Origin of the sequence: Gordonia marina (genome assembly GCF_052036135.1) — a bacterium.
Classification (GTDB): Bacteria; Actinomycetota; Actinomycetes; order Mycobacteriales; family Mycobacteriaceae; genus Gordonia.
The window spans coordinates 41,753-66,650 of the sequence record NZ_JBPSDN010000025.1; the positions used below are offsets into that span (position 1 = coordinate 41,753).

Here is a 24,898-nt window from a genome sequence, read left to right on the forward strand (position 1 = left end):
TCCGGTCAGAAGTCGACCGGGGCGGGCACCGGCGCGTCGAGGTCGGCCAGGTTCGGGCCGATGCCGAGCTTGCTCTTGATCTTGAGTTCGATCTCCGCGGCGATGTCCGGGTTCTCCAGCAGGAACTTGCGGGCGTTCTCCTTGCCCTGCCCCAGCTGGTCGCCCTCGTAGGTGAACCACGAGCCGGACTTGCGGATGAAGCCCTCAGCGACGCCGAGGTCGATCAGCGAGCCCTCGCGGCTGATGCCGTGCCCGTAGAGGATGTCGAACTCGGCCTGCTTGAACGGCGGGGCCACCTTGTTCTTGACCACCTTGACGCGGGTGCGGTTGCCGACCGCCTCGGTGCCGTCCTTGAGGGTCTCGATGCGGCGCACGTCCAGGCGCACCGAGGCGTAGAACTTGAGCGCCTTGCCGCCGGTCGTGGTCTCCGGGGAACCGAACATGACGCCGATCTTCTCGCGCAGCTGGTTGATGAAGATGGCGGTGGTGTTCGAGTTGTTCAGGCCCGAGGTCATCTTGCGGAGCGCCTGGCTCATCAGGCGGGCCTGCAGACCGACGTGGCTGTCGCCCATCTCGCCCTCGATCTCGGCCTTCGGGACCAGCGCGGCCACCGAGTCGATCACCAGGATGTCCAGGGCGCCCGACCGGATCAGCATGTCGGCGATCTCCAGCGCCTGCTCACCGGTGTCCGGCTGCGAGACCAGCAGCGCGTCGACGTCGACGCCCAGCTTGGCCGCGTACTCGGGGTCGAGGGCGTGCTCGGCGTCGATGAACGCCGCGACACCGCCGGCCGCCTGCGCGTTGGCGACCGCGTGCAGGGCGACGGTGGTCTTACCCGAGGACTCCGGGCCGTAGACCTCCACCACGCGGCCGCGCGGCAGACCGCCCACGCCGAGCGCGATGTCCAGCGCGACGCTACCGGTCGGGATCACTTCCATCGGCGGGCGGTTGTCCTCGCCCAGCCGCATCACCGAACCCTTGCCGTAGTTCTTCTCGATCTGCGCGAGGGCCAGGTCGAGTGCCTTCTCCCGATCGGATGAGAGCGCCATGTTGTTTCCTCGATTCGTCTTCTTGCCAGCCATGCCCACAAGGTAGCGGGCACCTCCGACAAACTCGGTCCGGCCATCTGCGCCCGGTTAAGGTTTAGACGCACCGGCCCGGTGTTCGGTTCCCTTCAAGGATCATCTGAACATACGTTCGATGGCAAGTCGACACGCCGAGGCGCGCACTCAGGCGGAGTCGAACCGAACGGTGAGCGTGATGTGACAGGCAGCAGCGATCCTGCTGAGTTCCTCGGTGGTCGGCGGAGTACCCGACTCGATGTCGTCGAGCTCATCCGCAGTGAGCCCCGCACGCTCGGCCAGATCATCCAGCGTGAAGCCGGCACGTCTACGCGCGTCATAGACCATCTGCGCGATCGCCGCCTCGGCGTCCGCCGCGGCGTAGCCGGCCTGAAACTCTGCCGCCTGGTCGACGGAGTAGCCCACCACCTCACGCTTGAACGTCTCGTAATCGGTCATCGGTCCTCCCCGGACAGTCGAATCAGGCAGTTGCGAGCGCGCAGGAACTCGCTTCGTTCATTATTGCGTTGTTTGCGGAACTGCGTCAGCAGCACGATCGTGCCATCCTTCGCGATCGTGTACGTGATCCGCTGATTGACGTCCGCGCACCGGAATCGCAGCTCCCAAAGTCCGGCGGAAAGCTGGCGACTGTGCGGCATCCGAAGAAGCGGCCCGGCGCCCTCGAGCCTGTCAATCGATCGCTGCGCGCGACCTCTGTCACGTGGACGCAGGCCGCACAACCACTCGGCGACTTCGTCGCTGACTTCGATAGTCCACTTGTCATCCCCCATGCCGAAAAGCATGGACGCCGCGCCGCCGTCCGGCAATCACGCTATCCACAGGCGGCCGTGACAGTGGAACTACTACCAGTGGTCCCGGGGGACGTCGAAGTCGCGGCAGAGGGCACGCCAGACGTCGCGGGGATCGACACCGTCCTCGATGGCCTGCGCCCCGGTACGACCGCCCAGTTCCAGGATGGCGTGGTCGACCAGCATGGCGTCGGCCCGCAACCGGCCGAACTCGGCGTGCATGAATTCGGTGAACTCGGTCAGGCGCACGACACTCCCCTTCTCGATTCGGTGAGGACCCGGTGCGCCAGCACCACCGGATCGGCCACGTCCCGCCCGGTCCGTCCGATCGCCCGGGCCGCCGCCGCGTACGACTCGTCGCCCAGCACCCGGCGCACGGCCGCGGCCACCGCCTCCCGGGTCACCGGGCGCACCAGTTCACCGGCCCCGGCCCGCCGCACCCGGCACGCCAGCTCCCACTGGTCGCCCCCGCCGGGCACGACGACGACCGGTACCCCCGCCGACAACGACTTCGCCAGCATCCCGTGTCCGCCCCCGCAGATCACCAGGTCGGCGTGCTCGAGCAACCGGTCCTGCCGCCCGAGCCCGGCGACCAGCCCGGCGGGCAGGCCGTCGCACCCGGCCGGCGGTTCCAGAGCCGAGTACACGACGCGCGGGCTCGCGCACCGATCGGCCGGAAGCAGCGGCCGGCCCGGCGACTCCGCACGCGGCGACGGTTCCGCGCCGCCGACCTCGCGCTGCAGATCGGCCAGGGCGCCGAGCGCGACCGGGGTCAGCTCGTCGCTGCCCGACGCGGCGGTCGACGGGCACACGACCACCAGCGGCGCGCTCCCCGGCGGGATCGTGAACTCGTCGTCGGTGGGTTCGAAGAACTGCGGGCCGATCAGGTGGGTGCGCTCCGGCCAGTCCGGACGCGGCACCTCCAGGCCGGGCAGCGTGGCCACGAACCGCGCGGCCGGCCGGCTCTGGGCGGGCAGACCGATCGAGGCGCGGGCGCGCCGGCGCTGGACCCGGCCCTTGCGCTCGGCCGGGGCGCTCAGCGCACGGAGGACGCCGTCGCGCAGCCTCCCGCGCGCGCCGCTTCCGGCGTCGAGGCCGGAGCCGATCGGCGGCAGGCCGCGCGACTGGTCGTAGAGCGGATGGGCGGAGAGTTCGATCCAGGGCAGCCCGGTCAGTTCGGCGGCCCAGCCACCGGCCAGGGTGATGGCGTCGCCGATCACCAGGTCGACGCCGTCGAGCGCGAGCCGCGGAGCCAGTTCGAGCGCCATCCGCGCGGCGCGTGTGCTCAGTTTGGCACCGGCGTCGGTGTCGTCCTCGTCGTCCCGGGCGGCCAGCCCGGGCAGTTCCCGCACCGTCAGGCCGCGGCGCAGAGCCGCCTCGCGCCAGCGGGTGCCGGTGTACACGACCGTCTGGTCCCCGGCGGCGGCGAATGCCGCGGCCAGCCCGAGAGCGGCGAAGGCGTGGCCGGCATCGGAGCCGGCCACGAAGGCCACACGGCTCAGTTCGGTGCCTGCCCCGGCTGACGCTGAGCGGCCGCGGCGTCGTTGATCTGTCCCTGCGCGGGCGGGGCCGGCAGGCTCATGCTGGCGCGGATCTCCTCCAGCCGAGCGTGCCCGGCCATCTGCACGCTGGCCTGCTCCACCTCGGCCATCCGGCCGGCGACGCTGTCCTTGGCCAGCTCGGCCGAGCCCAGCGCGTTGGCGTAGCGGCGCTCGATCTTGTCGCGCACCTGATCCAGGCTCGGGGTGTTCCCGGGGGCCGTCAGCTCGGTCATCTGGTTGAGCGAGGCGCTGACCTGCTCCTGCATCTTCGCCTGCTCCAGCTGGCTGAGCAGCTTGGAGCGCTCCTGCAGCTTGCCCTGCAGCGCCACCGCGTTGCGCTCGACGGCCTGCTTGGCCGACTGCGCCGCGGTGAGCGACTGGTCGTGCAGCACCTTCAGGTCTTCGACGTTCTGCTCGGCGGTGACCAGCTGTGCGGCGAAGGCCTCGGCGGCGTTGGTGTACTCGTTCGCCTTGCGGGTGTCCCCCGCGGCGGCGGCCTGGTCGGCGAGGGTGAGTGCCTGGCGGGTGTTGCCCTGCAGCTTCTCGATGTCCTCGAGCTGCCGGTTCAGCCGCATCTCCAGCTGACGCTGATTGCCGATGACGGCGGCGGCCTGCTTCGACAGCGCCTCGTGCTGACGCTGGGCGTCCTCGATCGCCTGCTGGATCTGGATTCGCGGATCGGCGCGCTGATCGATGGTGTCGTTGCCCCATGCGGTCATGTAGCGCCACAGCTTCACGAACGGATTCGCCATCTTCTCGATTCTTCCCTTGCGGTGAGTGCGGACAGACTTCGATACCGGGCTCAGGCCGCGGCGAGGGCTCCGGTGGCCGGGACCGGCGCCTCGGTGGGCAGCACCTCGATCACCGGCGGCGTCATGACGTGGCCGACCTGGGTGAGCACCGCGCCGACCGGAATCTCCAGCGCATCGCAGATGGCGGCCAGGAGTTCACTGGACGCCTCCTTCTGCCCGCGCTCGACCTCGGACAGGTACCCCAGCGACACCCGCGCCGAGGTCGAGACCTCGCGCAGCGTCCGTCCCTGGTCCGTCCGCAGCCGGCGCAGTTCGTCGCCGAGCGCCTCACGCAGCAACAGTGCCAACGACCACTCCTTCTCGCCTCGCATCGTCGTAGTTGCCGTCGACCCTATCCGAATTCGGCGCCGTGCGCCGCCGGGGGTCCGGCAGTCCGAACAGGTACAACTCCGATCCGGTCACCGCTATTCCCGCCCGGCCGCGACGTCCGGCGCTCAGTCCCGGGCCGTCCGCCGCAGCACCACGGCCCGCCAGACGTAGTCCAGCCCGGTCACGATCGTCACCGCGACGGCCACATACAGGATCCACAGCGCGATGTCCTGCGCCAGTCCGTGCAGCGGCAGCACCAGCAGGCCGATACCGATCGATTGCAGCAGCGTCTTGAGCTTCCCGCCCTGACTGGCCGCGATCACGCCGTGCCGCACCACCCAGAACCGCAGCAGGGTCACCCCGATCTCCCGGACCAGGATCACCGCGGTGACCCACCACGGCACCACATCCAGGATCGACAGTCCGAGCAGCGCCGCACCGATGAGCGCCTTGTCAGCGATCGGATCGGCGAGTTTGCCGAATTCGGTGACCAGACCCCAAGACCGCGCGATGCGGCCGTCGAGCTGATCGGTGAACGCCGCCACGGCGAACACCACGAACGCCGCGATGCGCCAGGCGGTCGATTGGCCGTCGGCGACGAACAGCAGCACCACGAACACCGGCACCAAGACGATCCGGAACACCGTGAGCCCGTTCGCCAGGTTGACCACGGGTACCGCCTTGAGCGGCGCCTGGGTGTGCGGCACGGGTTCGGTCACGCTCGCCAGCCTATCGGGCACGGTCGCGGCCTGTCGTCGCGGGCACGCCGGACGGCGAGGACTATCGTGGTCTGTCATGTCCACTGCGCTTCCGGCCGAGCATCCCGCCGACGACGGCGAGCCGATCGTCCGCCGTGCACGCACCTCGGACGTCCCACGCATCAAGGAACTGATCGACATCTACGCCGGCCGGATCCTCCTGGGAAAGAACCTGGTCACCCTCTACGAGTCGGTCCAGGAGTTCTGGGTGGTGGAACTGACCGGCGACGGCGGGCGCCGCGTCGTCGGCTGCGGGGCGCTGCACGTCATGTGGGATGACCTCGGCGAGGTCCGCACCGTCGCCGTCGACCCCGCCGTCGCGGGCCGGGGCATCGGCCACCGGCTGGTGGCCAAGCTGCTCGACGTCGCCCGCGACCTCGAGCTCGACCGGGTGTTCGTCCTCACCTTCGAGGTGGACTTCTTCGCCCGGCACGGGTTCGCCGAGATCGAGGGCACCCCGGTGACGCACCAGGTGTACGAGGAGATGTGCCGGTCGTACGACACCGGTGTCGCCGAGTTCCTGGACCTGAGCTTCGTCAAACCCAACACGCTCGGGAACACCCGCATGCTCGCCTATCTGTAGGCCGTAAGGTCATCCCATGCCCAAGTACGTCGCCGAATACACCTACCTGCCCGACACCGCCGCGCTGCGCGACGAGCACCGCCCCGCGCACCGGCTCTGGCTGCACGACGGCCACGAGGCCGGGATCGTCCTCGCCGTCGGTGCCTTCGCCGACGGCAGCGGCGCCCTCGTCATCGTGAACGCCGACGACGCGGAGGCCGCCGCCGAGGTGCTGGCCCACGACCCGTTCGCCCTCGTCGGTGCGATCGACGAGACCCGCGTGCGGGAGTGGAACTGCCTGTACGGCCCCTTCGCCTGATCAGGTCCGGGCGCGGCGGCGGCTGACCACCAGGCTGGCCACCGTCGTGACCAGCAGTGTGGCGCCGATGACGCCCAGGCTGAGCGGCGTGGAGATCTCCGGCACGTGCACCGGGGCACCGCCGTTGATGACACCGAGCGTGTTCTCGTGCAGGGCGTGCAGGACCAGCTTGACGCCGATGAACGCCAGGATCAGCGACAGCCCGTACGACAGGTAGATCAGCTTGTCGAGCAGGCCGCCGAGCAGGAAGTACAGCTGACGCAGGCCCATCAGGGCGAAGGCGTTGGCGGTGAACACCAGGTACGGCTGCTGGGTGAGCCCGTAGATCGCCGGGATCGAGTCGAGTGCGAAGAGCACGTCGGTGAATCCGATGACGATCAGCACCACCAGCAGGGGCGTCACATAGCGCTTGCCGTCGATCCGGGTGACCAGCTTGTCGCCGTCGTAGGTGTCGGTGGTCCGCAGGAACCGCTTGGCGAAGCGTTCGATCCGGCCCTCCCGCTCCCGCTCGTGCTCCACCGGCTCCTCGCTCTCGGTGAGGAGTTTGACGGCGGTGAGGATCAGGAACAGGCCGAACAGGTAGAACACCCAGCTGTACGCGGAGATCGCGGCCGCGCCGACGGCGATGAACGCGCCGCGCATGACCAGCGCCATCACGATGCCGAGGAGCAGCACCTTCTGCTGGTAGATCCGCGGCACCATGAACTTGGCCATGATGATGACGAAGACGAAGAGGTTGTCGACCGACAGGGCCTTCTCGGTGACGAATCCGGCGAAGTACTCACCGCCGTAGGTGCCGCCCCATCTCCACCAGACGAATCCGCCGAAGGCCAGCGCGAGGCTGATGTAGACGGCCGACCAGAACCCCGATTCGCGGAGCGTCGGTTCGTGCGGCACCCGCACGTGGGAGAAGAAATCGAAGACGAACAACCCGACGATCACCGCGCAGGTGATCACCCAGGTGAGAACAGAGACATCCATGCCGAACCTCCAGCGCGCAACACAAAGGAAGCGATGCTGGAGGTCTCTCCCGTCCGCCCGAGGCGGACCGACGTCCCGGGCGCCGCGGTTCCGGAGTGATCGGCACTCCGGGCCCACGCCGCCGTATTGACGAGAGCGTCGTGAAGGGGATACTCCCCTCCTGATCGTGAGGACCAGTCTACCTCACGTCAGAACGGGGGCTGCTCGTCGTCCTCGTCACCGCCGCCGCCGGTGATCGACGCGATCACCCCGGCCAGGTCCTCCGGCTTCACCAGCACCTCGCGCGCCTTGCTGCCCTCGCTGGGCCCGACGACGCCGCGCGTCTCCATCAGATCCATCAGGCGGCCGGCCTTGGCGAACCCGACGCGCAGCTTGCGCTGCAGCATCGAGGTCGAGCCGAACTGGCTGGACACGACGAGTTCGACGGCCTGCAGCAGGTCGTCCAGATCGTTGCCGATGTCGGCGTCGATCTCCTTCTTGTCACCGGCCTTCGCGCTGGTCACGCCCTCGACGAACTCCGGCTCGGACTGCTCCTTGGTGAACTCGACGACGTCGTTGATCTCCTCGTCGGTGATGAACGCGCCCTGCATGCGGATCGGCTTGTTCGCCCCCATCGGGAGGAACAGGCCGTCGCCCATGCCGATCAGCTTCTCCGCGCCCGGCTGATCGAGGATGACGCGCGAATCGGTCAGCGAACTCGTCGCGAACGCGAGCCTCGAGGGCACGTTGGTCTTGATCAGACCGGTGACCACGTCGACCGACGGCCGCTGGGTGGCCAGCACCAGGTGGATACCGGCGGCGCGGGCCTTCTGCGTGATGCGGACGATGGCGTCCTCGACGTCGCGCGGGGCGGTCATCATCAGGTCGGCGAGCTCGTCGACCACGGCCAGGATGTACGGATACGGCTTGTACACGCGCTCGCTGCCGAGCGGCGTGGTGATCTCGCCGGAGAGCACCTTGGCGTTGAAGTCGTTGATGTGCCGCACCCGCGAGGCCTTCATGTCCTGGTAGCGCTGCTCCATCTCCTCCACCAGCCAGGCGAGCGCGGCGGCCGCCTTCTTGGGTTCGGTGATGATCGGCGTGATCAGGTGCGGGACGCCCTCGTAAGGGGTGAGCTCCACCATCTTGGGGTCGATGAGGATCAGGCGGACCTCTTCCGGGGTGGCCCGGGTGAGCAGCGAGACCAGCATCGAGTTGACGAAGCTCGACTTGCCCGAGCCCGTCGAACCGGCCACCAGCAGGTGCGGCATCTTGGCGAGGTTCGCGCTGACGAAGTCGCCCTCGATGTCCTTGCCGAGGCCGATCAGCATCGGGCTGGGGTCGTCGGCGGTGTCCGGGTCGGTGAGCACGTCGGCCAGCCGCACCATCTCGCGGTCGGCGTTGGGCACCTCGATGCCGACCGCCGACTTGCCCGGGATGGGCGCGAGCAGGCGGACGTTGTCGGTGGCCACCGCGTAGGCGATGTTGCGCTGCAGCTGGGTGATCTTCTCCACCTTCACCGCGGGGCCGAGCTCCACCTCGTAGCGGGTGACGGTCGGGCCGCGCGTGTAACCGGTGACCGCGGCGTCGACCTTGAACTGCTCGAGCACCCCGTTGATCCGGTCGATCATGTCGTCGTTGGCGGAACTGCCGAGCTTCGGCGGATCCCCGTGGATCAGCAGATCGGTCGACGGCAGCTGGTAGTCCCCCGCGTCCACGGCGCGCGGCGCCGGGACCGGCGCGGGCCGCGGCTTCGGCGCCGGCTTGGGCGCCGCCGCCGGATTCGGCGCGGGCCGGCGGGCCGCCGGACGGCGGACCGGTTCGGCGGCCGGGGCCGGTGTCGGCGGATCGATGGGCTCGGTGACCAGCTCGGACACCGCGGCGTCGAGCAACGGCTCGGTCATCAGGTCGGCCAGATGGGCGTCGCGGTCGGCACCCGCGGTGGGTCGTGCCGGACGGCGGGCGGGCCGGGACGGTGCGGCCGGCGACTGAGCGGCCGGAGTCTGGCCGGTGGGCGCCGGGCGACGAGTACGGGCCACCGGACGGCGACGCTCGTCGGGCGGATAGTTGTCGTACGGGTCGCCCCAGTCGGCCTCGGCGTCCGGGTCGTCGTCGACGACCGAGCGCGCGCGGCGGGCCGGCCGCGGGGACCGCGCCGGGGCGGGCTCCTCGTCGGGCTCGTCGTCCTCGTACTCGTCGTAGGCGTCGTCCTCGTCGTAGTCGTCGTCCCACTCGTCTTCGAGACCGCGGTAGGCGCCGATGCCCAGGTACGACGCGGTCGCGTCGATCACCTCGCGGAGCGTCCGGCCGCTGAGCAGCAGTAGCCCACCGAGGCCGCAGAGCACGAAGAGCGGAACCGACACCCAGAGGGTGACGGCTTGGGTCAGCGGGGTGCCGACGGCGTAGCCGAAGAAGCCGGCCGCACCGCGCCGGGCCACCGACTCGGTCGGCGATCCGAGCAGCACGTGCGCCAGCCCGAGGGCCGAGAGCCCCAGCAGCAGACCGCCGCCGACGTTGCGCACCCGGCGCGACGGGTTCGGCCCGCAGCGCATCAGGGCGACCGCGATGCCGAGCAGCACCACCGGCAGCACATAGCCCAGCGACCCGATGGCCGCCCGGACCAGAACCTCCACGAAGGCACCCATCGCACCCGGCACCCCGAACCAGAAGCCGGCGATCACCACGGCAGCGACCAGGGTCAACGCGAGCGCGGCGCCATCGCGCCGGGGTGAGCGGATCGGCTCGATGAGCGAATCCGGGTCCTCCGGATCCACCTGGGGCGCCAGCCCGATGCGGGCCACGCCGCCGAGGCCGCGGGCGGTCAGATTCCAGACACCGGCGACGCCGCGGCCGATACCCCGGCCGACCGAGCCGAGCGTCGACGGCCCGCGGTGCAGATCCTGGGAGTGCTGGGTGCGGGCCGGCGCCCGGCCGCCCGCGCGGCGCTGGGCCGACGACGCCGTCTTCGGCGCTGCGCGGCGCGCTCCCCCACCGCTCCCGGCGGCGGTGGACCGGGTGCCGCGGGAGCGGGAGCCGGCACCGCCACGTCCGGATGCGGGCGCGGAGCTACGCGTGCTTGCCTGAGAAGCCATGCGCTCAGCCTAGTGCCTCTGCGCCACACCAGTCACACCCGCCTCAGGCGCGTCGGGGCCGTGTCGAAGTTGTTACTCTCGCGGCAATTGCTGCCCGGCCGACTCGACCTCCAGAACGGTCGGCACGATCATCGGCCGGCGCCGGTACTTCTGCGCCACCCAGCGGCCGACCGTGCGGCGGACGCCCTGGGCGATCCGATGCGCATCGGTCACCCCCTCGCTGGCCAGCTCGTCGAGCGCCTTGTCGACCAGTGCCGCCGCCTCGGAGAGCGCATCGGGATCGTCGGAGAATCCGCGACCGGAGATCTGCGGGGTGCTGACCGCCCGGCCGGTGTGCTCGTCGACCGCGACGGTGATCGAGATGAAGCCGCCCTCGCCGAGCACCAGGCGGTCCGAGAGCGTCGAGTCACCGACGTCACCCACCGAATTGCCGTCGACATAGACGAAGCCGACCGGCACCTTGCCCGAGATACGGGCCCGGCCGTCGATCAGGTCGACCGTGACACCGTCTTCGGCGAGCACGATCCGGTCGGACGGCACCCCGGTCGCCTCGGCGAGCGCCGCGTTGGCCCGCAGGTGCCGCCATTCGCCGTGCACCGGCATCGCGTTCGACGGCCGCACCGCGTTGTACAGGTACAGCAACTCGCCCGCCGACGCGTGACCGGAGACGTGCACCTTGGCGTTCTGCTGGGTGATCACCGTGGCTCCCCGCTTGGCCAGACCGTTGACCACGGCGAACACCGAGTTCTCGTTGCCGGGGATCAGCGACGACGCCAGCACGACGAGGTCGTCGGCGCGGATGTTGATCTGCCTGTGCTCGCCGCGCGCCATGCGCGACAGCGCCGACAGCGGTTCGCCCTGCGAGCCGGTGGTGACCAGGACGATCTTGTCGTCGGGCAGGGCCGCGGCGGTGTCGATGTCGACCTCCACGCCCTCCGGGACGTCCAGATAGCCGAGGTCCTGGGCGATCTGCATGTTGCGGACCATCGACCGCCCGACGAAGGCGACGCGGCGGCCGTGCCGGTGCGCGACGTCCACGATCTGCTGGATGCGGTGCACGTGGCTCGCGAACGACGCCACGATCACCCGCTGCTGCGCCTTGCCGATCACCGTGTCGAGCACCCCGCCGATCTCGCGCTCGGGGGTGACGAAGCCGGGGACCTCGGCGTTGGTCGAATCGACCAGGAACAGATCGACGCCCTCATCGCCGAGCCGGCTGAAGCCGGCCAGGTCGGTGAGGCGCTTGTCCAGCGGCAACTGGTCGAGTTTGATGTCGCCGGTGTGCAGCACCAGGCCCGCCGGAGTGCGGATGGCGACCGCGAGCGCGTCCGGAATCGAGTGGTTCACCGCAAAGAACTCGCAGTCGAAGGGCCCGAAGGGCTGGCGGTCGCCCTCCCGGACCTCGATCAGCTTGGGACGCAGCCGATGCTCGCGGCATTTCGCCGCGACCAGCGCGAGGGTGAACTTGGAGCCGACGACCGGGATGTCGGCGCGCAGCCGGAGCAGGAACGGCACGGCGCCGATGTGGTCCTCGTGCCCGTGGGTCAGGACGATCGCGTCGATGTCGCCGACCCGGTCCTCGATGTACCGGAAGTCCGGGAGGATCAGGTCGACACCGGGCTGCTGATCCTCCGGGAACAGCACCCCGCAGTCGACGATCAGAAGGCGCCCGTCTGCACCATCCGGCCCGCTCGCTCCGCTCCCGGCGCCGAGTTCGAAGACGGTCATGTTGCGGCCGATCTCGCCGATGCCGCCGAGCGCGACGATGCGCAGCCCGTTCGGGGCCAGCGCCGGCGGATCGGGCAGCCGCTCGATCAGGTCGCCGGTGACGCCGATGCCGGTGGCCGCCTCGGCGGCCGGGTGCGGCTTGTCCTGCGTGGGCTTCTCGGCCGCCGGGCGGGACTCGGCGGGCGGGCCCGCCTTGCGTCCGGCACGACGACGGCTGCTGCGGCCGGGACCGGTCATCAGGCGATCACCTCGGCGGCGCGCAGGTAGCCGAGGATCTGCTCGATCTGCTCGGGTGTGGCCGGCACCTGCGGCAGGCGCGGGTCGCCGACGTCGAATCCGGTGAGACGCAGCGCGGTCTTGACCATGGTCACGCCACCGACCAGACCCATCGCGTCGACCAGCGGCGCCATCGAGTCACTGAGCGAGCGGGCGGTGGCCAGGTCGCCGGCGGCCACCGCGTCGCGCAGTGCCGCCATCCGGCCGGGCACCAGGTGCCCGATCACGCTGACGAAGCCGACCGCGCCGATCGCGAGCCACGGCAGGTTGAGCGCGTCCTCGCCGCTGAGGTACTGCAGGTCGGTCTGGGTGATGATCTTGCGCGCGGCGTGCAGGTCGCTCTTGGCGTCCTTGACGGCCTTGATGTTCGGGTGCTCGGCGAGCGCCAGGATGGTCTCGGTCTCGATGGGGATCACCGAACGCGGCGGAATGTCGTACAGCATCACCGGCAGGTCGGTGGCGTCGGCGATGGTCCGGAAGTGCGCGAGCACGCCCCGCTGCGGCGGCTTGGAGTAGTACGGGGTGACGACGAGGAGCCCGTGCGCCCCGATCTCGGCGGCCTCCCGCGCGCGCAGGACCGACTCGGCGGTGTCGTAGCTGCCGACGCCCTGGGTGATCCGGGCGCGGTCGCCGACGGCGTCGAGCACCACGCGCAGCAGGTCGTTCTTCTCGGTGGGCGTCGTCGTCGGTGATTCGCCGGTGGTTCCGGAGACCACCAACGCGTCCAGGCCGCCGGTCACCAGGTGGTCCGCGAGCTCGGCGGCCTTGTCCAGATCCACCTTGCCCTCCGCATCGAACGGCGTGACCATGGCGACGGCATTGGTTCCGAAAGGCACGGTATCTCCCCCGGCAGCAGGCGAATTCATGCCGATTACGCTACCGCACCCCCACCGGCGGCGAGACCGTCAGCCCTCGAACACGAACGGCGAGGTAGCGACCTCGGAACCGTCTGCCAGTTCGCTGATCTCGAAGTCGCCGAAGGCCGTCGGCGCCAGCCCCTGCAGCGCCCGCAGACACTCCACCGCGAGCTGCCGGATCTCGACGTCCGCGTGCTCGGTGGCCCGCATCCCGATGAAGTGCCGCCACGCGCGGTAGTTGCCGGTCACCACGATCCGCGTCTCGGTGGCGTTCGGCAGCACCGACCGCGCCGCCTGCCGCGCCTGCTTGCGCCGCAGGATCGCGTTGGGCACGTCGGCGAACTTCTCCTCCAGCCCGGCCAGCAGTTCGTTGTACGCGGCCCGGCTCGCATCGGTGGCGGCGATGAAGAGCGCTTCGAGTTCGGCGTCGCCGCGGATCGCCGGCGGGGCGACCACGTCGGCGTCGCCCGACGGCACGAACCGCTGGGAGAGCTGCGAGTAGGAGAAGTGGCGGTGCCGGATCAGCTCGTGCGTGCACGACCGGGAGATACCGGTGATGTAGAAGGTCGCGCTGGCGTGCTCGAACAGCGAGGTGTGCCCCACCTCCAGCACGTGCCGCAGATAGCCGGCGTTGCTGGCCGTCCGCGGGTTCGGCTTGTCCCAGCTCTCGTAGCAGGCGCGGCCGGCGAACTCGATGAGGGCCTCGCCGCCTTCCGCGTCGGTCGCCCACGGCACGTCCGGGATGTCGAACGTGGTCGATGCGACCAGTTGCACGTTCAACGGGACCAGTTCCGCCACAGTGCGACGCCTCCTTCGTGTTCCGCCCCGGACTCGACGCGGGACCCGGGCTCATTGTCCCCGACGGCGGGCCGGCGTCGCACCGGACCCCATACCCTGAGCGCATGTCGACGATCCGGCCCTTCCTCATGTTCCAGCACGGCGTCGCCCAGGAGGCGATCGACTTCTACCTCGGCGTGTTCGACGGCGAGGTGGTCGCCGCGGTCCCGCATGCCGACCCGGCGACCGGCGTGCAGCTCGCGGAACTGGATCTGTCGGGACTCCGGGTCCTGGTCAGCGACAGCGCCGTCCCGCACGCCTTCGACTTCACCCCGTCGATGTCGCTGTTCGTGGCCGTCGACGACCGCGCCGAACTGGAACGGCTCGCCGCGACCCTCGGCGACGGCGGCGGGGTGCTGATGCCGGTCGGCGACTACGGCTTCTCCACGGCCTTCGCCTGGGTGTCCGACCGGTTCGGCGTCTCGTGGCAGCTCAACCTGGCATGACCCGGCCGGGACCGGCGGATGAATTCTCGGTGGCGGGCGCGCACCGCCGCCCCCGGTGCGCGAGAATCCCCGGTATGACGCACACTGCTCGCACCCGAACCCGCCTGCGCTCCTCTCACCGCATCGCCGCGGTGGCCCTGTCCGGAGCTCTCCTCGCCCCCCTCGCCCCGATCGCGTTCGCCCCGCACGCCGCCGCGCAGCCGTCGGCGACGCTCGCGGCGTCGTGGACCACCGTCACCCTGCCGAACAAGGTGATCGTGCCGGGCCGGGAGATCGGCCTGGCGGGCACCGACAACACCCGGCTGCTCGCGGGCTACCGCGGACTCGGCGGCAAAGTGGTGAACAATCTGGTGCTGCGCAGCGACAATCTGTCCAAGCTCACCCCGTCCGACCAGCGCAGACTCGCCGCGCGCAAGGTCGGTGTGGTGGTCGACCTGCGCACCGGGATCGAGCGGCAGATCCAGCCCGACCGACCGGTGCCGGGGGCGCGGTGGATGTCGGCCGACGTACTCGGCGGGGTGCCGCCGCTCGCGCTGATCGACCTGCCGCAGGCGTACTCCGCGTTCGTCAACGACGCGCAGGCCCGCCGGGAGATCCGCGACACCCTGATCGCCATCAAGAACACCACCGCGCAGGGCCGCACCGCGCTGTTCCACTGCACCGCGGGCAAGGACCGCACCGGCTGGGTCGCGGTGACGCTGCTGACCATCCTCGGGGTGGACCGGGCGACGATCAACGCCGACTACCTGGCCAGCAACCACTACCGTCACGCCCGCGCGAACGACCCGCTCAACGGCGTGAACATGGGACTGCTCAACACCTCGTACAGCGCCGTCAAGGCCCGCTACGGCACCTTCGACCGCTACCTGAAGGTCGGCCTCAAGCTGTCCGACACCGACCTGGCCGCCCTGCGCCGCCAGCTCCTGGTCTAGCCCCGCACGATGGCCGAGAGCTTCGCGTAGGTGTCCTCCCAGCCGTGGACCGGGATCGAGTCGATCCCGAGTTCCATCACCGGCCGGTCGTTGCCGCCCTCGTCGAGGCGGTCGCCGAAGAACAGGATGTCGCCGGTGTCCAGGCCGAGGATGTCCATCAGCCGGCGGGCACCGTACGCCTTGTCGATGCCCTTGGCGGTGATGTCGACCGAGGTGGAGCCGCCGCTGCGGACCTCCAGGTCGGGCAGTCGCCCGGCGGCGTAGGCCCGCAGCGACTCCTTCTTGCGGCCGTCGGGGTCCCACGCGGCCTTCGCGTCGACCGGCGCGGCCTGCCCGAGTGCGCTGAAGGTGATCTGGCTGCCCCGATCCTCCAGGATCGGGCCCCAGGTCTCGCTCTCCCACAGGCCGAGTTCCCGGGCGCCCTCCTCGACGACGGCGAGCGCGCGCGCCTTCTGATCGTCGGACAGGTCTTCGGCGTAGACGGTGACCCATTCCGGGTCTTCCCAGCGCAGGTAGCGGGTGCCGTTGGTGGGCATCAGGTGCAGGTTGCCGCGGTCGTCGAACTCGCCGAGCCGGTCGAGGACCTGGCTGGAGAACTGGCCCATCTGGCCGCCGGAGATGATGCAGCCGAGGCTGGTGCCGAGCAGCTCGCGGAACAGTCCGACCATGTCGTCGCTCATGGCCGTCTTCGACGGCGCGAGGGTGTCGTCGAGGTCGAACATGACCAGCTGATAGGTCTTGCCGTTGTGGGTCACTCCGTCAGTCATGCCGGTCAGCATAGCCAGACACGCCGGTCGGGCCCGACGCAGCTACGACTCCGCGATCACCCAGCCGAACGCCCCGGCCCTGGATCGGGCGCCCTGCGCGGCCTTCGAGCGTGAGGTCTCCCCCAGCTCCGCGAGGAGTTCCTCGCCCGCCCGGACGGCCCGCGCGAATCGTTCCGGGGTGAGGTACGCCGGGCGCAGTGCGAACAGGAGGTCTTCGGTCGCGGTATTGCCGCTGGCGCCGGGCGCGAACGGGCAGCCGCCCAGACCGCCGAGGGCGCCGTCGATCATCGCCGCGCCGCCGTCGATCGCGGCCAGCGAGTTGGCCACACCCTGGCCCCAGGTGTCGTGGCCGTGGAAGACGAGGCGGCGCGCTCCGGCGGCCGGCCGGGCCGCCGTGAACAGGTCGTGCACCTGGCGCGGGTACGCCTGCCCGAGGGTGTCGGCGAGCATTACGTCGCACGTGCCCTCGGTGCGCGGATCGGCGACGACCTCCAGCACCCGCCCGGGATCGACGGGGCCGTCGAACGGGCAGGTGAAGGCGGTCGCGAGGGTGAGTTCGATGTTGCCCCCGACGCTCTCGGTGTGCTCGACGGCGGCCGGGAGCGCGGCGAGACTGTCCTGCGTGCTCCGGCCGAGATTGGCCCGGTTGTGCGCGTCGGAGACGGAGAAGCAGTAGGAGAAGTTCCGGGCCCCGGCGGCGGCCGCCTTCGCCACGTGCCGGGGCGTGGCGACCCATACCCAGCAACGTTCGAGTTCGGCCGGGGTCAGCGCCTCGATCACGTCGAGACTGTCGGCCATCGGCGGGACCAGATCGCCGCGGGCCATCGAACCGATCTCGATCTCCGGGATCCCGATGTCGAGGAGGGCCCGGACGAGACGCACCTTCGACGCGGTGTCGAGCAGCTTTCCGGTCAGCTGGAGTCCGTCACGCAGTGTCACATCGCGCAGGACCGGCTCACTCATCGCCGCGCTCCGCGGTGAGGAACCGGGCGCGGATCTCGTCGGTGTGCTCACCGATCTCCGGTCCGAGTGAGCGGATCGGCAACGACGCGCCGCCCAGCACCGGCACGATCCCCGGGAAACCGACCCGGGTCGGGCCGGCACCCCCGGCGTCGACGTCGAACTCCTGAATCATGTTGCGCGCCTTGTACTGCGGATCGGCCACGATGTCGCTCGCGGTGTAGATCGGGCCCGCGGGAACGCCGGCCGCCTCCATCGCGGACAACACCTCCTCGCGCGTGTGCCGGGCGGTCCAGGCGCCGATCGCGTCGTCGACCTCGTCGCGTCTGTTCCAGCGGCCGTCGTTGTCGGCGAGACCGGGGTCGGCCGCCAGATCCGGCCTGCCGATCGCCGCCATGTAGCGGGGCCAGATGCCGTCGGCGTTGCCGGAGATCACCACCGAATAGCCGTCGGCGCAGACATAGGCGTTCGACGGGGCGATCCCCTGCATGCGGCCGCCGGTGCGCTCGCGCTTCACCCCGTAGGCGCCGAGGTCGGGGACCAGCGACTCCATCATCGAGAAGATCGCTTCGTGGAGCGCGACGTCGACGATCCGGTCGGCGAGCGGCAGCGGCTCCTCCGCGGCGTCCCGGCGGCGCAGCACGTCGTACAGGGCCATGACCGCACCGAAGGCGCCGTAGAGTCCGGCGATCGAATCCCCGATGGAGACGCCGGTGCGCACCGGCGGGCGGTCGGGGTCGCCGATCAGTTCCCGGAAGCCGCCGTAGGCCTCGGCGACCGCCGCGAATCCGGGACGCTCGGAGTACGGTCCGGTCTGTCCGAAGGCCGAGATGCGGACGAAGATCAGGTCCGGGTTGCCCGCGCTGAGCACGTCCGGACCGATCCCCCACTTCTCCAGGGTGCCCGGCCGGAAGTTCTCCAGGACCACGTCGCACTGCGCGGCGAGCTGCGCGGCGTCGTCGCGGCCGTCCTCGGTGCGCAGGTCGAGGACCATCGACTTCTTGTTGCGATTGAGCGTGCGGAAGAGCATGGAGGTCTCGCCCGCGTAGAGCCGCCAGTTACGGAGTTCGTCGCCGCTCTCCCGCTCGATCTTGATCACTTCCGCGCCGAAATCGGCGAGCAGTCGCCCGGCCGACGGCGCGGCGATGTAGTTGCCGAGCTCCAGGACGCGGACACCCTCGAGGGGCAGTCGGCGGTCGGTCACAGATCGCTCCCGCGGTGGTCCTCCGCGTCGGTGATTCCCAGGGGCTGCAAGATGATGCGCACGCTCGTGCCCTTGTCGGAGCGCTTGGCGACGGCGGTCCCGGGCCGCTGCGTCCCGTCGAGCTTCACCAGGATCGGGCCGGGTTCCGGGGAGAAGTTGCGCCACCAGGTCTTCTGGTCCGGCATGGCCACGCCGACGACGATCTCGTCCTCGCCGCGCCGGGTGTAGTTCACGACGAGATGGAAGGTCTCACCGCTGCGCCGGCCCGTGTAGGTGAGTTCGGTCATCGACCTGCGCAGGAGCGACCCGACCAGCGGAAGATTCAGCATCGGCGCCACCAGCTTGTTCACCTGTCGCGCGGCCTTCTGAAAGGTAGTCACAGGGCCCAGCGTAGTGCGGTCGGGCGGCGGACAGGCTCAGTCGTCGCCCAGTCCTTCGGTGAAGCCGCGGCTTCCGGCGAGGGCGAAGAGGGCGTCCACCATCGCGATGAACGCGTCGGCAGCGCCGGCCGAGGTGAACTCGGCGATTTCGCGGGGGTCGCCGTCGGGGTTGAGCAGACCGAGGACCTCGCCGTCGGTGCTCGGCACCGCCCAGAGCCGATCGGTGCCCGGGCCGGTGATCCGGACGATGGGGTCCGGGTCGTCGACGACGGCGGTCGGGACCACCCATTCCACTCCGGGATGCTCCGAGTCCAGCCCGGTGAGAATCCCTTCTCCGCCGATCCGGAGGTATTCGGGCATGCCGGTCATCTTCCGGACCAGGTCGGCGGTGCGCTTGGCGGCTTCCTCGTCGTACGCGACCGCGAGCGTGTCCCAGTCGTCCTCGCCGGTGCGATAGATCACGACGTGCCGGCCGTCGCGGCCGACCACCGCCATCTGCGCGCGGGTGTCGTCGGGCAGCAGCGCGCCCCAGGCGCCGTGGATCTCCATACCGGGATTGTCGTTGGTCACAGGAGAACCGTAGACCGTCGGCGCGGGCGGGCGATCGTCGGCAGCGCAGCCCCGGGATTGCTCTCCACACCTGGGACGCGTGAGCACATCCGGGACTGGTGACCCGCCGATGGTCACCAGCCCCGGGGGATCATCCCCCAGCCACGGGGCAGGTGAGGAGGCCCGTCGTTCGTGACCAGCATGTGGTCACCAAACCCGGGGATCTGCTGCTCATATCACCGGGGCTCGGGTTCGGATGACGCGCGCGAGGTCAGCCGGCCGCGTTGATCCGGATCATGTTTCCCGCCGGATCGCGGAAGGCGCAGTCGCGCGGCCCCCACTGCTGGACCGTCGGCTCCTGCAGCACCTCGGCGCCGCTGTCGACGAGCCGGTTGAACACCGTGTCCAGGTCACCGGCGGTGAAGATGTACGGCCCCATCACGCCCTTGGCGACCAGGCGGTGCAGCGCCTCCGCGTCCTCCGGCGAGCGGCCGGCGCCCGGGGCGGACAGGACGATGTTCGACTCCGAGTCGGCCGAACCCAGTGTGACCCAACGGAATTCGCCGTTCGGGACGTCGAGTTTCACCTCGAGACCGAGACCGTCCCGGTAGAAGCCGAGAGCGGCGTCGACGTCGTCGACGGTGATGGGAGTGACGGTGAGATCGATGTCGTTGCTCATGGCTCCCACGGTAGGGGCCGTCGGCCGCGCGGTGCTTCTCCAATCCTGCTCGAAGCCGGGACGCCGTACTCAGCGCGGAGGCATCGGCCGGGCCAGGATCTTAGTGATGCACGACGGCATCGCCTCGAGCCCGTCGTGCGGGCGAGCACGATAGGCCGACGGAGTCTCACCCGCGATCCGGGTGAAGGTGCTGCTGAACGACCCGAGCGATGAGAACCCGACCGTCATGCAGGCGTCGGTCACCGACGACCCGCCGCGCAACAACGCCATCGCACGCTCCACCCGCCGGGTCACGAGGTAGCCGTAGGGAGTCTCGCCGTACGCCGTCTTGAACTCGCGCGAGAAGTGCGACGGCGACATCAGTGCGCGCACCGCCATCGCCGGGACGTCGAGAGGCTGCGCGTAGTCACGGTCCATCAGGTCGCGGGCCCGCCGCAGATGCGCCAGCGTCTCCGGTGACTGCGGGCTCACCCGTCCGACGCCCCGCCGCCGTTCCGGGCACCTCGGTCCCGCACGACGCCGGCCAGCACCGTGACCGGGAACCGGACCAGCCGGTGCTCGTCGCCCCAGTCCCCGCGAACGTCGTCGGCGAAGGCTTCGACGACGTCGTCGGCGCCCTCCGTCTCCGCGCGGCGCACCGCGGACCAGGTCCGCAGATAGCCGGTGAACTCGTCGAGCGTCCAGTCCCGCTCGATGGCGGGCGCCTCGATCGGGATCCGCGGAAAGGGGAACTCGAGATCGGCGTAGTGGTTGTCGACATGCCTGCGTTCGGGCGGCCAGTACGGCCCGATCTCCTCGGTGTACAGCCGCGAGAACCGCGGCGCCAGATCGGGCTCGAGTTCCACCACCCCGTAGGTGATGAGCGCCAGCACGGCACCGTCGGCGGCGATCCGCCGGACCTCGTCGTAGAAGACGGGCAGGTCGAACCAGTGGGCCGCCTGGGCGACGGTGATCAGATCGGCACCGCCGTCGGGCAGTCCGGTCGCCTCCGCCGGGGCCGCGCGGTACTCGATCTCCGGCCGGACCGCGGCGTTCGCCAGCTGATCCAGGCTGGGGTCCAGCCCGATCACGGTGTCGAAGTACTCGGCCAGCAGCGCGGTGAACTGTCCGGTTCCGCAACCGACGTCCACCGCCACACGGCGGCGCGGTGCGGCCTCGGCCAGCAGGCGCGCCAGCCTCGCGGGATAGGTCGGGCGGTGCTCGGCGTAGCCGGCGCCCCCGGTGCTGAACCAGTTCACAAACCAGAATTTACGCCGGACGCAACAGCTCCGCTCGGCGAGGCTAACGCGCGGCGGCCACCGCGAGCGGCCCGGACAGGTCGCCGCGCGGATGCACGACGACGTCACCCAGACCGCGCCAGTCCGCCATCGCCCGCAGATCACCCGCCAGCGTCTCGGCGACCGGTCCGGCGTCGGCGCCCGGTTCGCGATGCGCCGAGAGTACGTGCAGCACACCGGACTTACGGTCGGCCTTCAGGTCGACGCGGGCGACCAGCTCGCCGTCGAGCAGGTACGGCAGCACGTAGTAGCCGTGCACGCGCTTGTGTTCGGGGACGTAGATCTCGATCCGGTAGTGGAAGTCGAAGAGCCGTTCGGTACGCGGCCGGAAGAAGACGAGCGGATCGAACGGCGAGAGGAGCGCCGACCGCCGCACGCGGCGGGGACGGCGTGCGTCGCGGTGCAGATACGCGGGGTCCGCCCAGCCCCGGACGGACACCTCGGTCACGGTGCCGTCGTCGATCAGGTCGCCGAGCACCCCGCGGACCTGCGCCGTCTTGAGGCGGTAGTAGTCGGCCAGATCGGCCACCGTCGCGATACCGTGCGCCGCGGCCGCCCGGCGCACCAGTTCGCGCCGGGCATCGTCGTCACAGATCCGCTGCGCGAGGACACCGGGGTCGATGACCCGCTCGGTGAGGTCGTAGTGCCGGGAGAACTGGTCGTCGCGCACCGCGGAGAGCCGGCCGCCGGCGAACAGCGCCTCGCACAGGTGCTTCACCTCGCCGCGCACCCACCAGCTGCCCTTCTGCGACGACGGCCGCTCGATCCCGAGTGCTTCTTCGAGGCGGCGCGGCGTGCTCGGACCCGCCTCGGCGATCACGGCCACCACGTCGTCGGCGAGAGATCCGTTGCGCGCCAGCACCTCTCGCGTATGCCGCCAGCGTCCTTCGGCGTACTCACGCATGCGCCAGCGGAACAGCGGCCAGTCGTCGACGGGGATCAGTGCGGCCTCGTGCGCCCAGTATTCGGCGAGGAGCCGGGGTGCCCGGGCGGTCGATCGCCACGCGGCGCGGTCGAGCAGCGCGTCGTCGTACGGTCCGAGACGGCTGAACGCGGGCAGATAGTGTGCCCGTGCCAGCACGTTGACCGAGTCCATCTGGAGCAGCCGGGTGCGGCCGAGCACCCGCCGCAGATGGGCGCGCGTGGGCGGACCGGTAGGCACCGGATCGGCGAATCCCTGTGCGGCGAGCGCGATCCGGCGCGCCTGCGCCGGCGAGAGTTCGATGGTCACCGGGCGGTGTAGTCGATCCGCCGGTACTCGAGGAAGCGGTAGAGCGTGCCGGTCCGCGAGTGTCGCCAGTCGCTCACCCGGGCCTGCTCCCAGGTGTCGAGGTCGACCTCGGGAGCGAAGGCATCGGCGCTGTCGACCAGCATCCCGATTTCCGTGACGTGCAGTCGCGTGGCGTGCGCCATGGCGGCGCGATAGATCTCGCCTCCGCCGATCACCGCCGCGACCCGTCCGACCAGCTCGAGTGCGGCTTCGAGATCGGTCGCCACCTCCGCGCCGTCGGCGGTGAAGGCACCCGAGCGGGTCAGCACGATGTTCCGTCGCCCCGGCAGCGGCCGGAAACGCTCCGGCAACGACTCCCAGGTCTTGCGCCCCATGATCACCGCACCCGTGCCGGTGACCTCGCGGAAGTGAGCCATGTCCTCGGGCACCCGCCACGGAATGGCGCCCCGGCGCCCGATCGCGCCGGCGCGATCCTGCGCCCAGACCAGCGTGATGTCCACCGCTCTCCTCGTTCCTGCCGTCAGACCGCGACCGGCGCCTTGATCGCCGGGTGCGACTCGTAGCCGACGACGCGGACGTCGTCGTAGGTGTAGTCGAAGATCGAATCCGCCTGCCGCAGTTCGAGTTCCGGATACGGGTAGGGGTCACGTGCGAGTTGTTCGCGGACCTGCTCGACGTGGTTGTCGTAGACGTGGCAGTCGCCACCGGTCCAGATGAACTCACCGACGCCGAGCCCGGCCTGCTGCGCCATCATGTGGGTGAGCAGCGCGTACGACGCGATGTTGAACGGCACCCCGAGAAACAGGTCGGCGCTGCGCTGATACAGCTGGCAGCTGAGTTTGCCGTCCGCGACGTAGAACTGGAAGAACGCGTGGCACGGCGGCAGCGCCATCTGCGGGATCTCGCCGACGTTCCACGCCGAGACGAGGTTGCGCCGCGAGTCCGGATCGGATCTCAGCAGATCGAGCGCCGCCTGGATCTGGTCGACGTGCGCGCCCGAGGGCGTCGGCCAACTGCGCCATTGGACCCCGTAGACGGGGCCGAGGTCGCCGTCGGCGTCGGCCCACTCGTCCCAGATGGTGACGCCGTGCTCCTGAAGCCACCGCACGTTGGAGTCACCGCGCAGGAACCACAGCAGCTCGTAGACGATCGACTTGAGATGGACACGCTTGGTGGTGATCAGCGGGAAACCTTCGGCGAGGTCGTACCGGAGCTGCGCGCCGAAGATGCTGCGGGTCCCGGTCCCCGTCCGGTCGGCCTTCGGTGTACCGGTCGACATCACCTGCCGCAGCAGGTCCTCGTACGGGGTCGGGATCCTCGTGCTCACATCGACCGAGTCTACCGATCCGCCGGCCTCCGCTACACCGGACGCAGGGCCGCGACGAACTCCAGCTTGTCCAGGATCGGCCCGGACAGGACGAACGGGTAGAGATCGTGCAGGCCCATCGAGCGATTGACCATGTTGAGAGCCGTCGCGAGCGGAATCCAGTCCCGGCTCACCAGATCCCGGAAGGAGTCCCGGCTGCGCACCTCCCGGGCCGGAAGCAGGCCGTACGCGACGGCCGTCTCCACGGCGTCCTGGATATGGAGATGGTGCGCCCATGTCTCGGCGAAGTCCTCGTACGGATGCATCGTCGCGTACGACGAGACGAACGTCTCCTCCCATCCCGGCGGAGGTCCGTCGTCGTAGTGCCGCGCGACCGCGTCCTGATACGAGGACGTCTCGTCGCCGAACAACGTCCTGGCCCGATCGAGCAGGCCGCCGCCGACCAGTTCCACCAGTTGCCATTCGTAGTAGTGGCCGACCTCGTGCCGCAGGTGCCCGAGCATCGTCCGGTACGGCTCGTCCAGCTGATCGCGCACCTTCTCGCGGTGCACGTCGTCGCTCTCCGCGAGATCGATCGTGACGATTCCATCCGCGTGGGCGATGAGCACCTGCTCGTCGGCACTGGACAGCAGGTCGAAAGCGAGTCCGTTCAGCGGGTCGTCCCGCTTGCCGACCAGCGGGAATCCGAGGGTATCGAGTTCGGCCACCAGTTGCCGCTTGGCGCGCTCGGCGTCCACGAGCTGCGCGATGCCGGTCTCGTCGTCATCGGCCGGACGCGTCCGCGTCAGATCGCACGCGAAGCACTGACCACCGGCGACCTCCGCCAGCCAGGTGCAGCCCGACAGTCCGAGATTCTCGCAGACGTGCCAGATCAGCCCGTCCGCGTCGACGTAGGAGCCGTCGTCGACCGGCACGATCTCGCGTTCCGCGCGCGAGAACGCGACCGCCGAGCCACACGTCACGCAGATGGAGTTCTCGAAGAACAGCGCCGCGCCGCAGCGACGGCATGAGTAGCGTTTCACCGTTCCAGACTCGCACGGTCGACGACCCCGCGCACGGCGCGATCAGGCGGGGAGCCGGCCCTCGGCGACGTCGAGCGGTCAAGCCCCAAGTAGTGGTGTAACTCGTTGTTGATCCTTCGGTGGTGGTCAGGCTGGTATTTGCATCAGGTCATCGGTGGTCACCTCCGTCGTCGAGTCGGTGTTTGTGTCGGTGGTCAGGGTCA

General features: G+C 70.0%; 29 protein-coding genes. 4 read left to right on the forward strand and 25 right to left on the reverse strand.

Annotation, left to right across the window (positions count from 1 at the left end; genetic code table 11):
* Nucleotides 1-5: 5 nt before the first annotated feature.
* From recA to pgsA, 8 genes are all read right to left on the reverse strand, one after another.
* Nucleotides 6-1,049 (reverse strand): recombinase RecA, encoded by a 1,044-nt coding sequence (gene recA, locus ACSEEN_RS15395; RefSeq protein WP_247863769.1) that lies wholly within the window; start codon nucleotides 1,047-1,049, stop codon nucleotides 6-8.
* A 180-nt stretch (nucleotides 1,050-1,229) separates the two neighbouring features.
* Nucleotides 1,230-1,520, reverse strand: a complete 291-nt coding sequence (locus ACSEEN_RS15400) for a helix-turn-helix domain-containing protein (RefSeq protein ID WP_440713653.1) — start codon at nucleotides 1,518-1,520, stop codon at nucleotides 1,230-1,232.
* The gene (locus ACSEEN_RS15405) at nucleotides 1,517-1,852 is read right to left on the reverse strand and encodes a type II toxin-antitoxin system RelE/ParE family toxin (RefSeq protein WP_440713654.1); all 336 of its coding nucleotides are present in this window, start codon (nucleotides 1,850-1,852) and stop codon (nucleotides 1,517-1,519) included. The genes ACSEEN_RS15400 and ACSEEN_RS15405 overlap by 4 nt, the downstream gene beginning before the upstream one ends.
* A gap of 72 nt (nucleotides 1,853-1,924) precedes the next feature.
* Nucleotides 1,925-2,119, reverse strand: a complete 195-nt coding sequence (locus tag ACSEEN_RS15410) for a DUF3046 domain-containing protein (protein WP_440713655.1) — start codon at nucleotides 2,117-2,119, stop codon at nucleotides 1,925-1,927.
* On the reverse strand, nucleotides 2,110-3,363 hold the full coding sequence (locus tag ACSEEN_RS15415; protein WP_440713656.1) for a glycosyltransferase: 1,254 nt from the start codon (nucleotides 3,361-3,363) through the stop codon (nucleotides 2,110-2,112). Before ACSEEN_RS15415 ends, ACSEEN_RS15410 begins: the two co-directional genes overlap by 10 nt.
* Before the next feature lie 5 nt (nucleotides 3,364-3,368).
* The gene (locus ACSEEN_RS15420; RefSeq protein WP_247863773.1) at nucleotides 3,369-4,163 is read right to left on the reverse strand and encodes a PspA/IM30 family protein; all 795 of its coding nucleotides are present in this window, start codon (nucleotides 4,161-4,163) and stop codon (nucleotides 3,369-3,371) included.
* 50 nt (nucleotides 4,164-4,213) lie between these two features.
* Nucleotides 4,214-4,510, reverse strand: a complete 297-nt coding sequence (locus tag ACSEEN_RS15425; protein WP_247863775.1) for a helix-turn-helix domain-containing protein — start codon at nucleotides 4,508-4,510, stop codon at nucleotides 4,214-4,216.
* A 147-nt stretch (nucleotides 4,511-4,657) separates the two neighbouring features.
* Entirely contained in the window at nucleotides 4,658-5,251 is a 594-nt protein-coding gene (pgsA, locus tag ACSEEN_RS15430; RefSeq protein ID WP_247863777.1) for a CDP-diacylglycerol--glycerol-3-phosphate 3-phosphatidyltransferase, read from the reverse strand.
* Nucleotides 5,252-5,327: 76 nt separating this feature from the next.
* Here pgsA and ACSEEN_RS15435 point away from each other — a divergent pair, with 76 nt between their 5' ends.
* The gene (locus ACSEEN_RS15435) at nucleotides 5,328-5,873 is read left to right on the forward strand and encodes an amino-acid N-acetyltransferase (RefSeq protein WP_440713657.1); all 546 of its coding nucleotides are present in this window, start codon (nucleotides 5,328-5,330) and stop codon (nucleotides 5,871-5,873) included.
* Between the two features lie 16 nt (nucleotides 5,874-5,889).
* Nucleotides 5,890-6,171 carry a YciI family protein gene (locus tag ACSEEN_RS15440; RefSeq protein WP_247863780.1) on the forward strand — a complete coding sequence of 94 codons (282 nt, stop codon included), beginning with the start codon at nucleotides 5,890-5,892 and terminating at the stop codon, nucleotides 6,169-6,171.
* Here the strand turns inward: ACSEEN_RS15440 and ACSEEN_RS15445 are convergent, their stop codons facing one another.
* From ACSEEN_RS15445 to thyX, 5 genes are all read right to left on the reverse strand, one after another.
* A complete protein-coding gene (locus ACSEEN_RS15445; RefSeq protein ID WP_440713658.1) occupies nucleotides 6,172-7,152 on the reverse strand; it encodes a TerC family protein in 981 nt (326 codons plus the stop codon). It lies immediately after the preceding gene.
* 188 nt (nucleotides 7,153-7,340) lie between these two features.
* Nucleotides 7,341-10,223, reverse strand: coding sequence for a DNA translocase FtsK (locus tag ACSEEN_RS15450; RefSeq protein WP_440713659.1), 2,883 nt, complete (start codon nucleotides 10,221-10,223; stop codon nucleotides 7,341-7,343).
* Between the two features lie 72 nt (nucleotides 10,224-10,295).
* On the reverse strand, nucleotides 10,296-12,188 hold the full coding sequence (locus ACSEEN_RS15455) for a ribonuclease J (protein ID WP_298441417.1): 1,893 nt from the start codon (nucleotides 12,186-12,188) through the stop codon (nucleotides 10,296-10,298).
* Nucleotides 12,188-13,093 (reverse strand): 4-hydroxy-tetrahydrodipicolinate synthase, encoded by a 906-nt coding sequence (gene dapA, locus ACSEEN_RS15460; RefSeq protein WP_440713660.1) that lies wholly within the window; start codon nucleotides 13,091-13,093, stop codon nucleotides 12,188-12,190. Before dapA ends, ACSEEN_RS15455 begins: the two co-directional genes overlap by 1 nt.
* 39 nt (nucleotides 13,094-13,132) lie before the next feature.
* Nucleotides 13,133-13,882, reverse strand: coding sequence for an FAD-dependent thymidylate synthase (gene thyX, locus ACSEEN_RS15465; protein ID WP_247863797.1), 750 nt, complete (start codon nucleotides 13,880-13,882; stop codon nucleotides 13,133-13,135).
* 104 nt (nucleotides 13,883-13,986) lie between these two features.
* On the opposite strand from thyX, the gene ACSEEN_RS15470 reads away from it, so the two are divergent.
* Both ACSEEN_RS15470 and ACSEEN_RS15475 read left to right on the forward strand, forming a co-directional pair.
* Nucleotides 13,987-14,367, forward strand: coding sequence for a VOC family protein (locus ACSEEN_RS15470; RefSeq protein ID WP_247863798.1), 381 nt, complete (start codon nucleotides 13,987-13,989; stop codon nucleotides 14,365-14,367).
* Nucleotides 14,368-14,441: 74 nt separating this feature from the next.
* Nucleotides 14,442-15,299: a tyrosine-protein phosphatase gene (locus ACSEEN_RS15475; protein WP_298441423.1), complete on the forward strand. Its 858-nt coding sequence runs from the start codon at nucleotides 14,442-14,444 to the stop codon at nucleotides 15,297-15,299.
* On the opposite strand, the gene ACSEEN_RS15480 is transcribed toward ACSEEN_RS15475, so the two are convergent.
* The 12 genes from ACSEEN_RS15480 to ACSEEN_RS15535 all read right to left on the reverse strand — a co-directional run bounded on the left by ACSEEN_RS15480 (nucleotide 15,296) and on the right by ACSEEN_RS15535 (nucleotide 24,695).
* Nucleotides 15,296-16,066, reverse strand: coding sequence for an HAD-IIB family hydrolase (locus ACSEEN_RS15480; protein WP_298441425.1), 771 nt, complete (start codon nucleotides 16,064-16,066; stop codon nucleotides 15,296-15,298). The genes ACSEEN_RS15475 and ACSEEN_RS15480 overlap by 4 nt on opposite strands.
* A 42-nt stretch (nucleotides 16,067-16,108) precedes the next feature.
* Nucleotides 16,109-17,029, reverse strand: coding sequence for a hydroxymethylglutaryl-CoA lyase-like TIM-barrel protein (locus tag ACSEEN_RS15485; RefSeq protein WP_298441427.1), 921 nt, complete (start codon nucleotides 17,027-17,029; stop codon nucleotides 16,109-16,111).
* The gene (locus ACSEEN_RS15490) at nucleotides 17,022-18,230 is read right to left on the reverse strand and encodes a CaiB/BaiF CoA transferase family protein (protein ID WP_247863805.1); all 1,209 of its coding nucleotides are present in this window, start codon (nucleotides 18,228-18,230) and stop codon (nucleotides 17,022-17,024) included. The genes ACSEEN_RS15485 and ACSEEN_RS15490 overlap by 8 nt, the downstream gene beginning before the upstream one ends.
* Nucleotides 18,227-18,610, reverse strand: coding sequence for a hypothetical protein (locus ACSEEN_RS15495; protein ID WP_247863807.1), 384 nt, complete (start codon nucleotides 18,608-18,610; stop codon nucleotides 18,227-18,229). Before ACSEEN_RS15495 ends, ACSEEN_RS15490 begins: the two co-directional genes overlap by 4 nt.
* A 36-nt stretch (nucleotides 18,611-18,646) precedes the next feature.
* On the reverse strand, nucleotides 18,647-19,180 hold the full coding sequence (locus ACSEEN_RS15500; protein WP_298441430.1) for a hypothetical protein: 534 nt from the start codon (nucleotides 19,178-19,180) through the stop codon (nucleotides 18,647-18,649).
* 250 nt (nucleotides 19,181-19,430) lie between these two features.
* Nucleotides 19,431-19,838 carry a VOC family protein gene (locus tag ACSEEN_RS15505; protein WP_440713661.1) on the reverse strand — a complete coding sequence of 136 codons (408 nt, stop codon included), beginning with the start codon at nucleotides 19,836-19,838 and terminating at the stop codon, nucleotides 19,431-19,433.
* Between the two features lie 69 nt (nucleotides 19,839-19,907).
* Nucleotides 19,908-20,255, reverse strand: a complete 348-nt coding sequence (locus ACSEEN_RS15510) for a helix-turn-helix transcriptional regulator (RefSeq protein WP_298441453.1) — start codon at nucleotides 20,253-20,255, stop codon at nucleotides 19,908-19,910.
* Between the two features lie 50 nt (nucleotides 20,256-20,305).
* Nucleotides 20,306-21,076, reverse strand: a complete 771-nt coding sequence (locus ACSEEN_RS15515; RefSeq protein ID WP_298441432.1) for a class I SAM-dependent methyltransferase — start codon at nucleotides 21,074-21,076, stop codon at nucleotides 20,306-20,308.
* Nucleotides 21,077-21,119: 43 nt separating this feature from the next.
* Entirely contained in the window at nucleotides 21,120-22,346 is a 1,227-nt protein-coding gene (locus ACSEEN_RS15520) for a winged helix-turn-helix domain-containing protein (RefSeq protein ID WP_247863811.1), read from the reverse strand.
* Entirely contained in the window at nucleotides 22,343-22,846 is a 504-nt protein-coding gene (locus ACSEEN_RS15525) for a dihydrofolate reductase (protein ID WP_247863812.1), read from the reverse strand. The genes ACSEEN_RS15520 and ACSEEN_RS15525 overlap by 4 nt, the downstream gene beginning before the upstream one ends.
* Nucleotides 22,847-22,866: 20 nt before the next feature.
* The gene (locus ACSEEN_RS15530) at nucleotides 22,867-23,673 is read right to left on the reverse strand and encodes a thymidylate synthase (RefSeq protein WP_298441437.1); all 807 of its coding nucleotides are present in this window, start codon (nucleotides 23,671-23,673) and stop codon (nucleotides 22,867-22,869) included.
* A 32-nt stretch (nucleotides 23,674-23,705) separates the two neighbouring features.
* Nucleotides 23,706-24,695, reverse strand: coding sequence for a zinc-binding metallopeptidase family protein (locus tag ACSEEN_RS15535; protein WP_298441439.1), 990 nt, complete (start codon nucleotides 24,693-24,695; stop codon nucleotides 23,706-23,708).
* Nucleotides 24,696-24,898: the final 203 nt, after the last annotated feature.

What these genes read in the sequence shown, in the direction of transcription:
- ACSEEN_RS15475 (WP_298441423.1), top strand. Translation starts at nt 14,442, where the DNA reads ATGACGCACACTGCTCGCACCCGAACCCGCCTGCGCTCCTCTCACCGC.
- ACSEEN_RS15440 (WP_247863780.1), top strand. Translation starts at nt 5,890, where the DNA reads ATGCCCAAGTACGTCGCCGAATACACCTACCTGCCCGACACCGCCGCG.
- ACSEEN_RS15455 (WP_298441417.1), bottom strand. Translation starts at nt 12,188, where the DNA reads ATGACCGGTCCCGGCCGCAGCAGCCGTCGTCGTGCCGGACGCAAGGCG.
- dapA (WP_440713660.1), bottom strand. Translation starts at nt 13,093, where the DNA reads ATGAATTCGCCTGCTGCCGGGGGAGATACCGTGCCTTTCGGAACCAAT.
- ACSEEN_RS15400 (WP_440713653.1), bottom strand. Translation starts at nt 1,520, where the DNA reads ATGACCGATTACGAGACGTTCAAGCGTGAGGTGGTGGGCTACTCCGTC.
- ACSEEN_RS15450 (WP_440713659.1), bottom strand. Translation starts at nt 10,223, where the DNA reads ATGGCTTCTCAGGCAAGCACGCGTAGCTCCGCGCCCGCATCCGGACGT.
- ACSEEN_RS15470 (WP_247863798.1), top strand. Translation starts at nt 13,987, where the DNA reads ATGTCGACGATCCGGCCCTTCCTCATGTTCCAGCACGGCGTCGCCCAG.
- ACSEEN_RS15445 (WP_440713658.1), bottom strand. Translation starts at nt 7,152, where the DNA reads ATGGATGTCTCTGTTCTCACCTGGGTGATCACCTGCGCGGTGATCGTC.
- ACSEEN_RS15480 (WP_298441425.1), bottom strand. Translation starts at nt 16,066, where the DNA reads ATGACTGACGGAGTGACCCACAACGGCAAGACCTATCAGCTGGTCATG.
- recA (WP_247863769.1), bottom strand. Translation starts at nt 1,049, where the DNA reads ATGGCGCTCTCATCCGATCGGGAGAAGGCACTCGACCTGGCCCTCGCG.
- ACSEEN_RS15435 (WP_440713657.1), top strand. Translation starts at nt 5,328, where the DNA reads ATGTCCACTGCGCTTCCGGCCGAGCATCCCGCCGACGACGGCGAGCCG.
- ACSEEN_RS15405 (WP_440713654.1), bottom strand. Translation starts at nt 1,852, where the DNA reads ATGGGGGATGACAAGTGGACTATCGAAGTCAGCGACGAAGTCGCCGAG.
- ACSEEN_RS15505 (WP_440713661.1), bottom strand. Translation starts at nt 19,838, where the DNA reads ATGAGCAACGACATCGATCTCACCGTCACTCCCATCACCGTCGACGAC.
- ACSEEN_RS15420 (WP_247863773.1), bottom strand. Translation starts at nt 4,163, where the DNA reads ATGGCGAATCCGTTCGTGAAGCTGTGGCGCTACATGACCGCATGGGGC.
- ACSEEN_RS15510 (WP_298441453.1), bottom strand. Translation starts at nt 20,255, where the DNA reads ATGGACCGTGACTACGCGCAGCCTCTCGACGTCCCGGCGATGGCGGTG.
- ACSEEN_RS15485 (WP_298441427.1), bottom strand. Translation starts at nt 17,029, where the DNA reads ATGAGTGAGCCGGTCCTGCGCGATGTGACACTGCGTGACGGACTCCAG.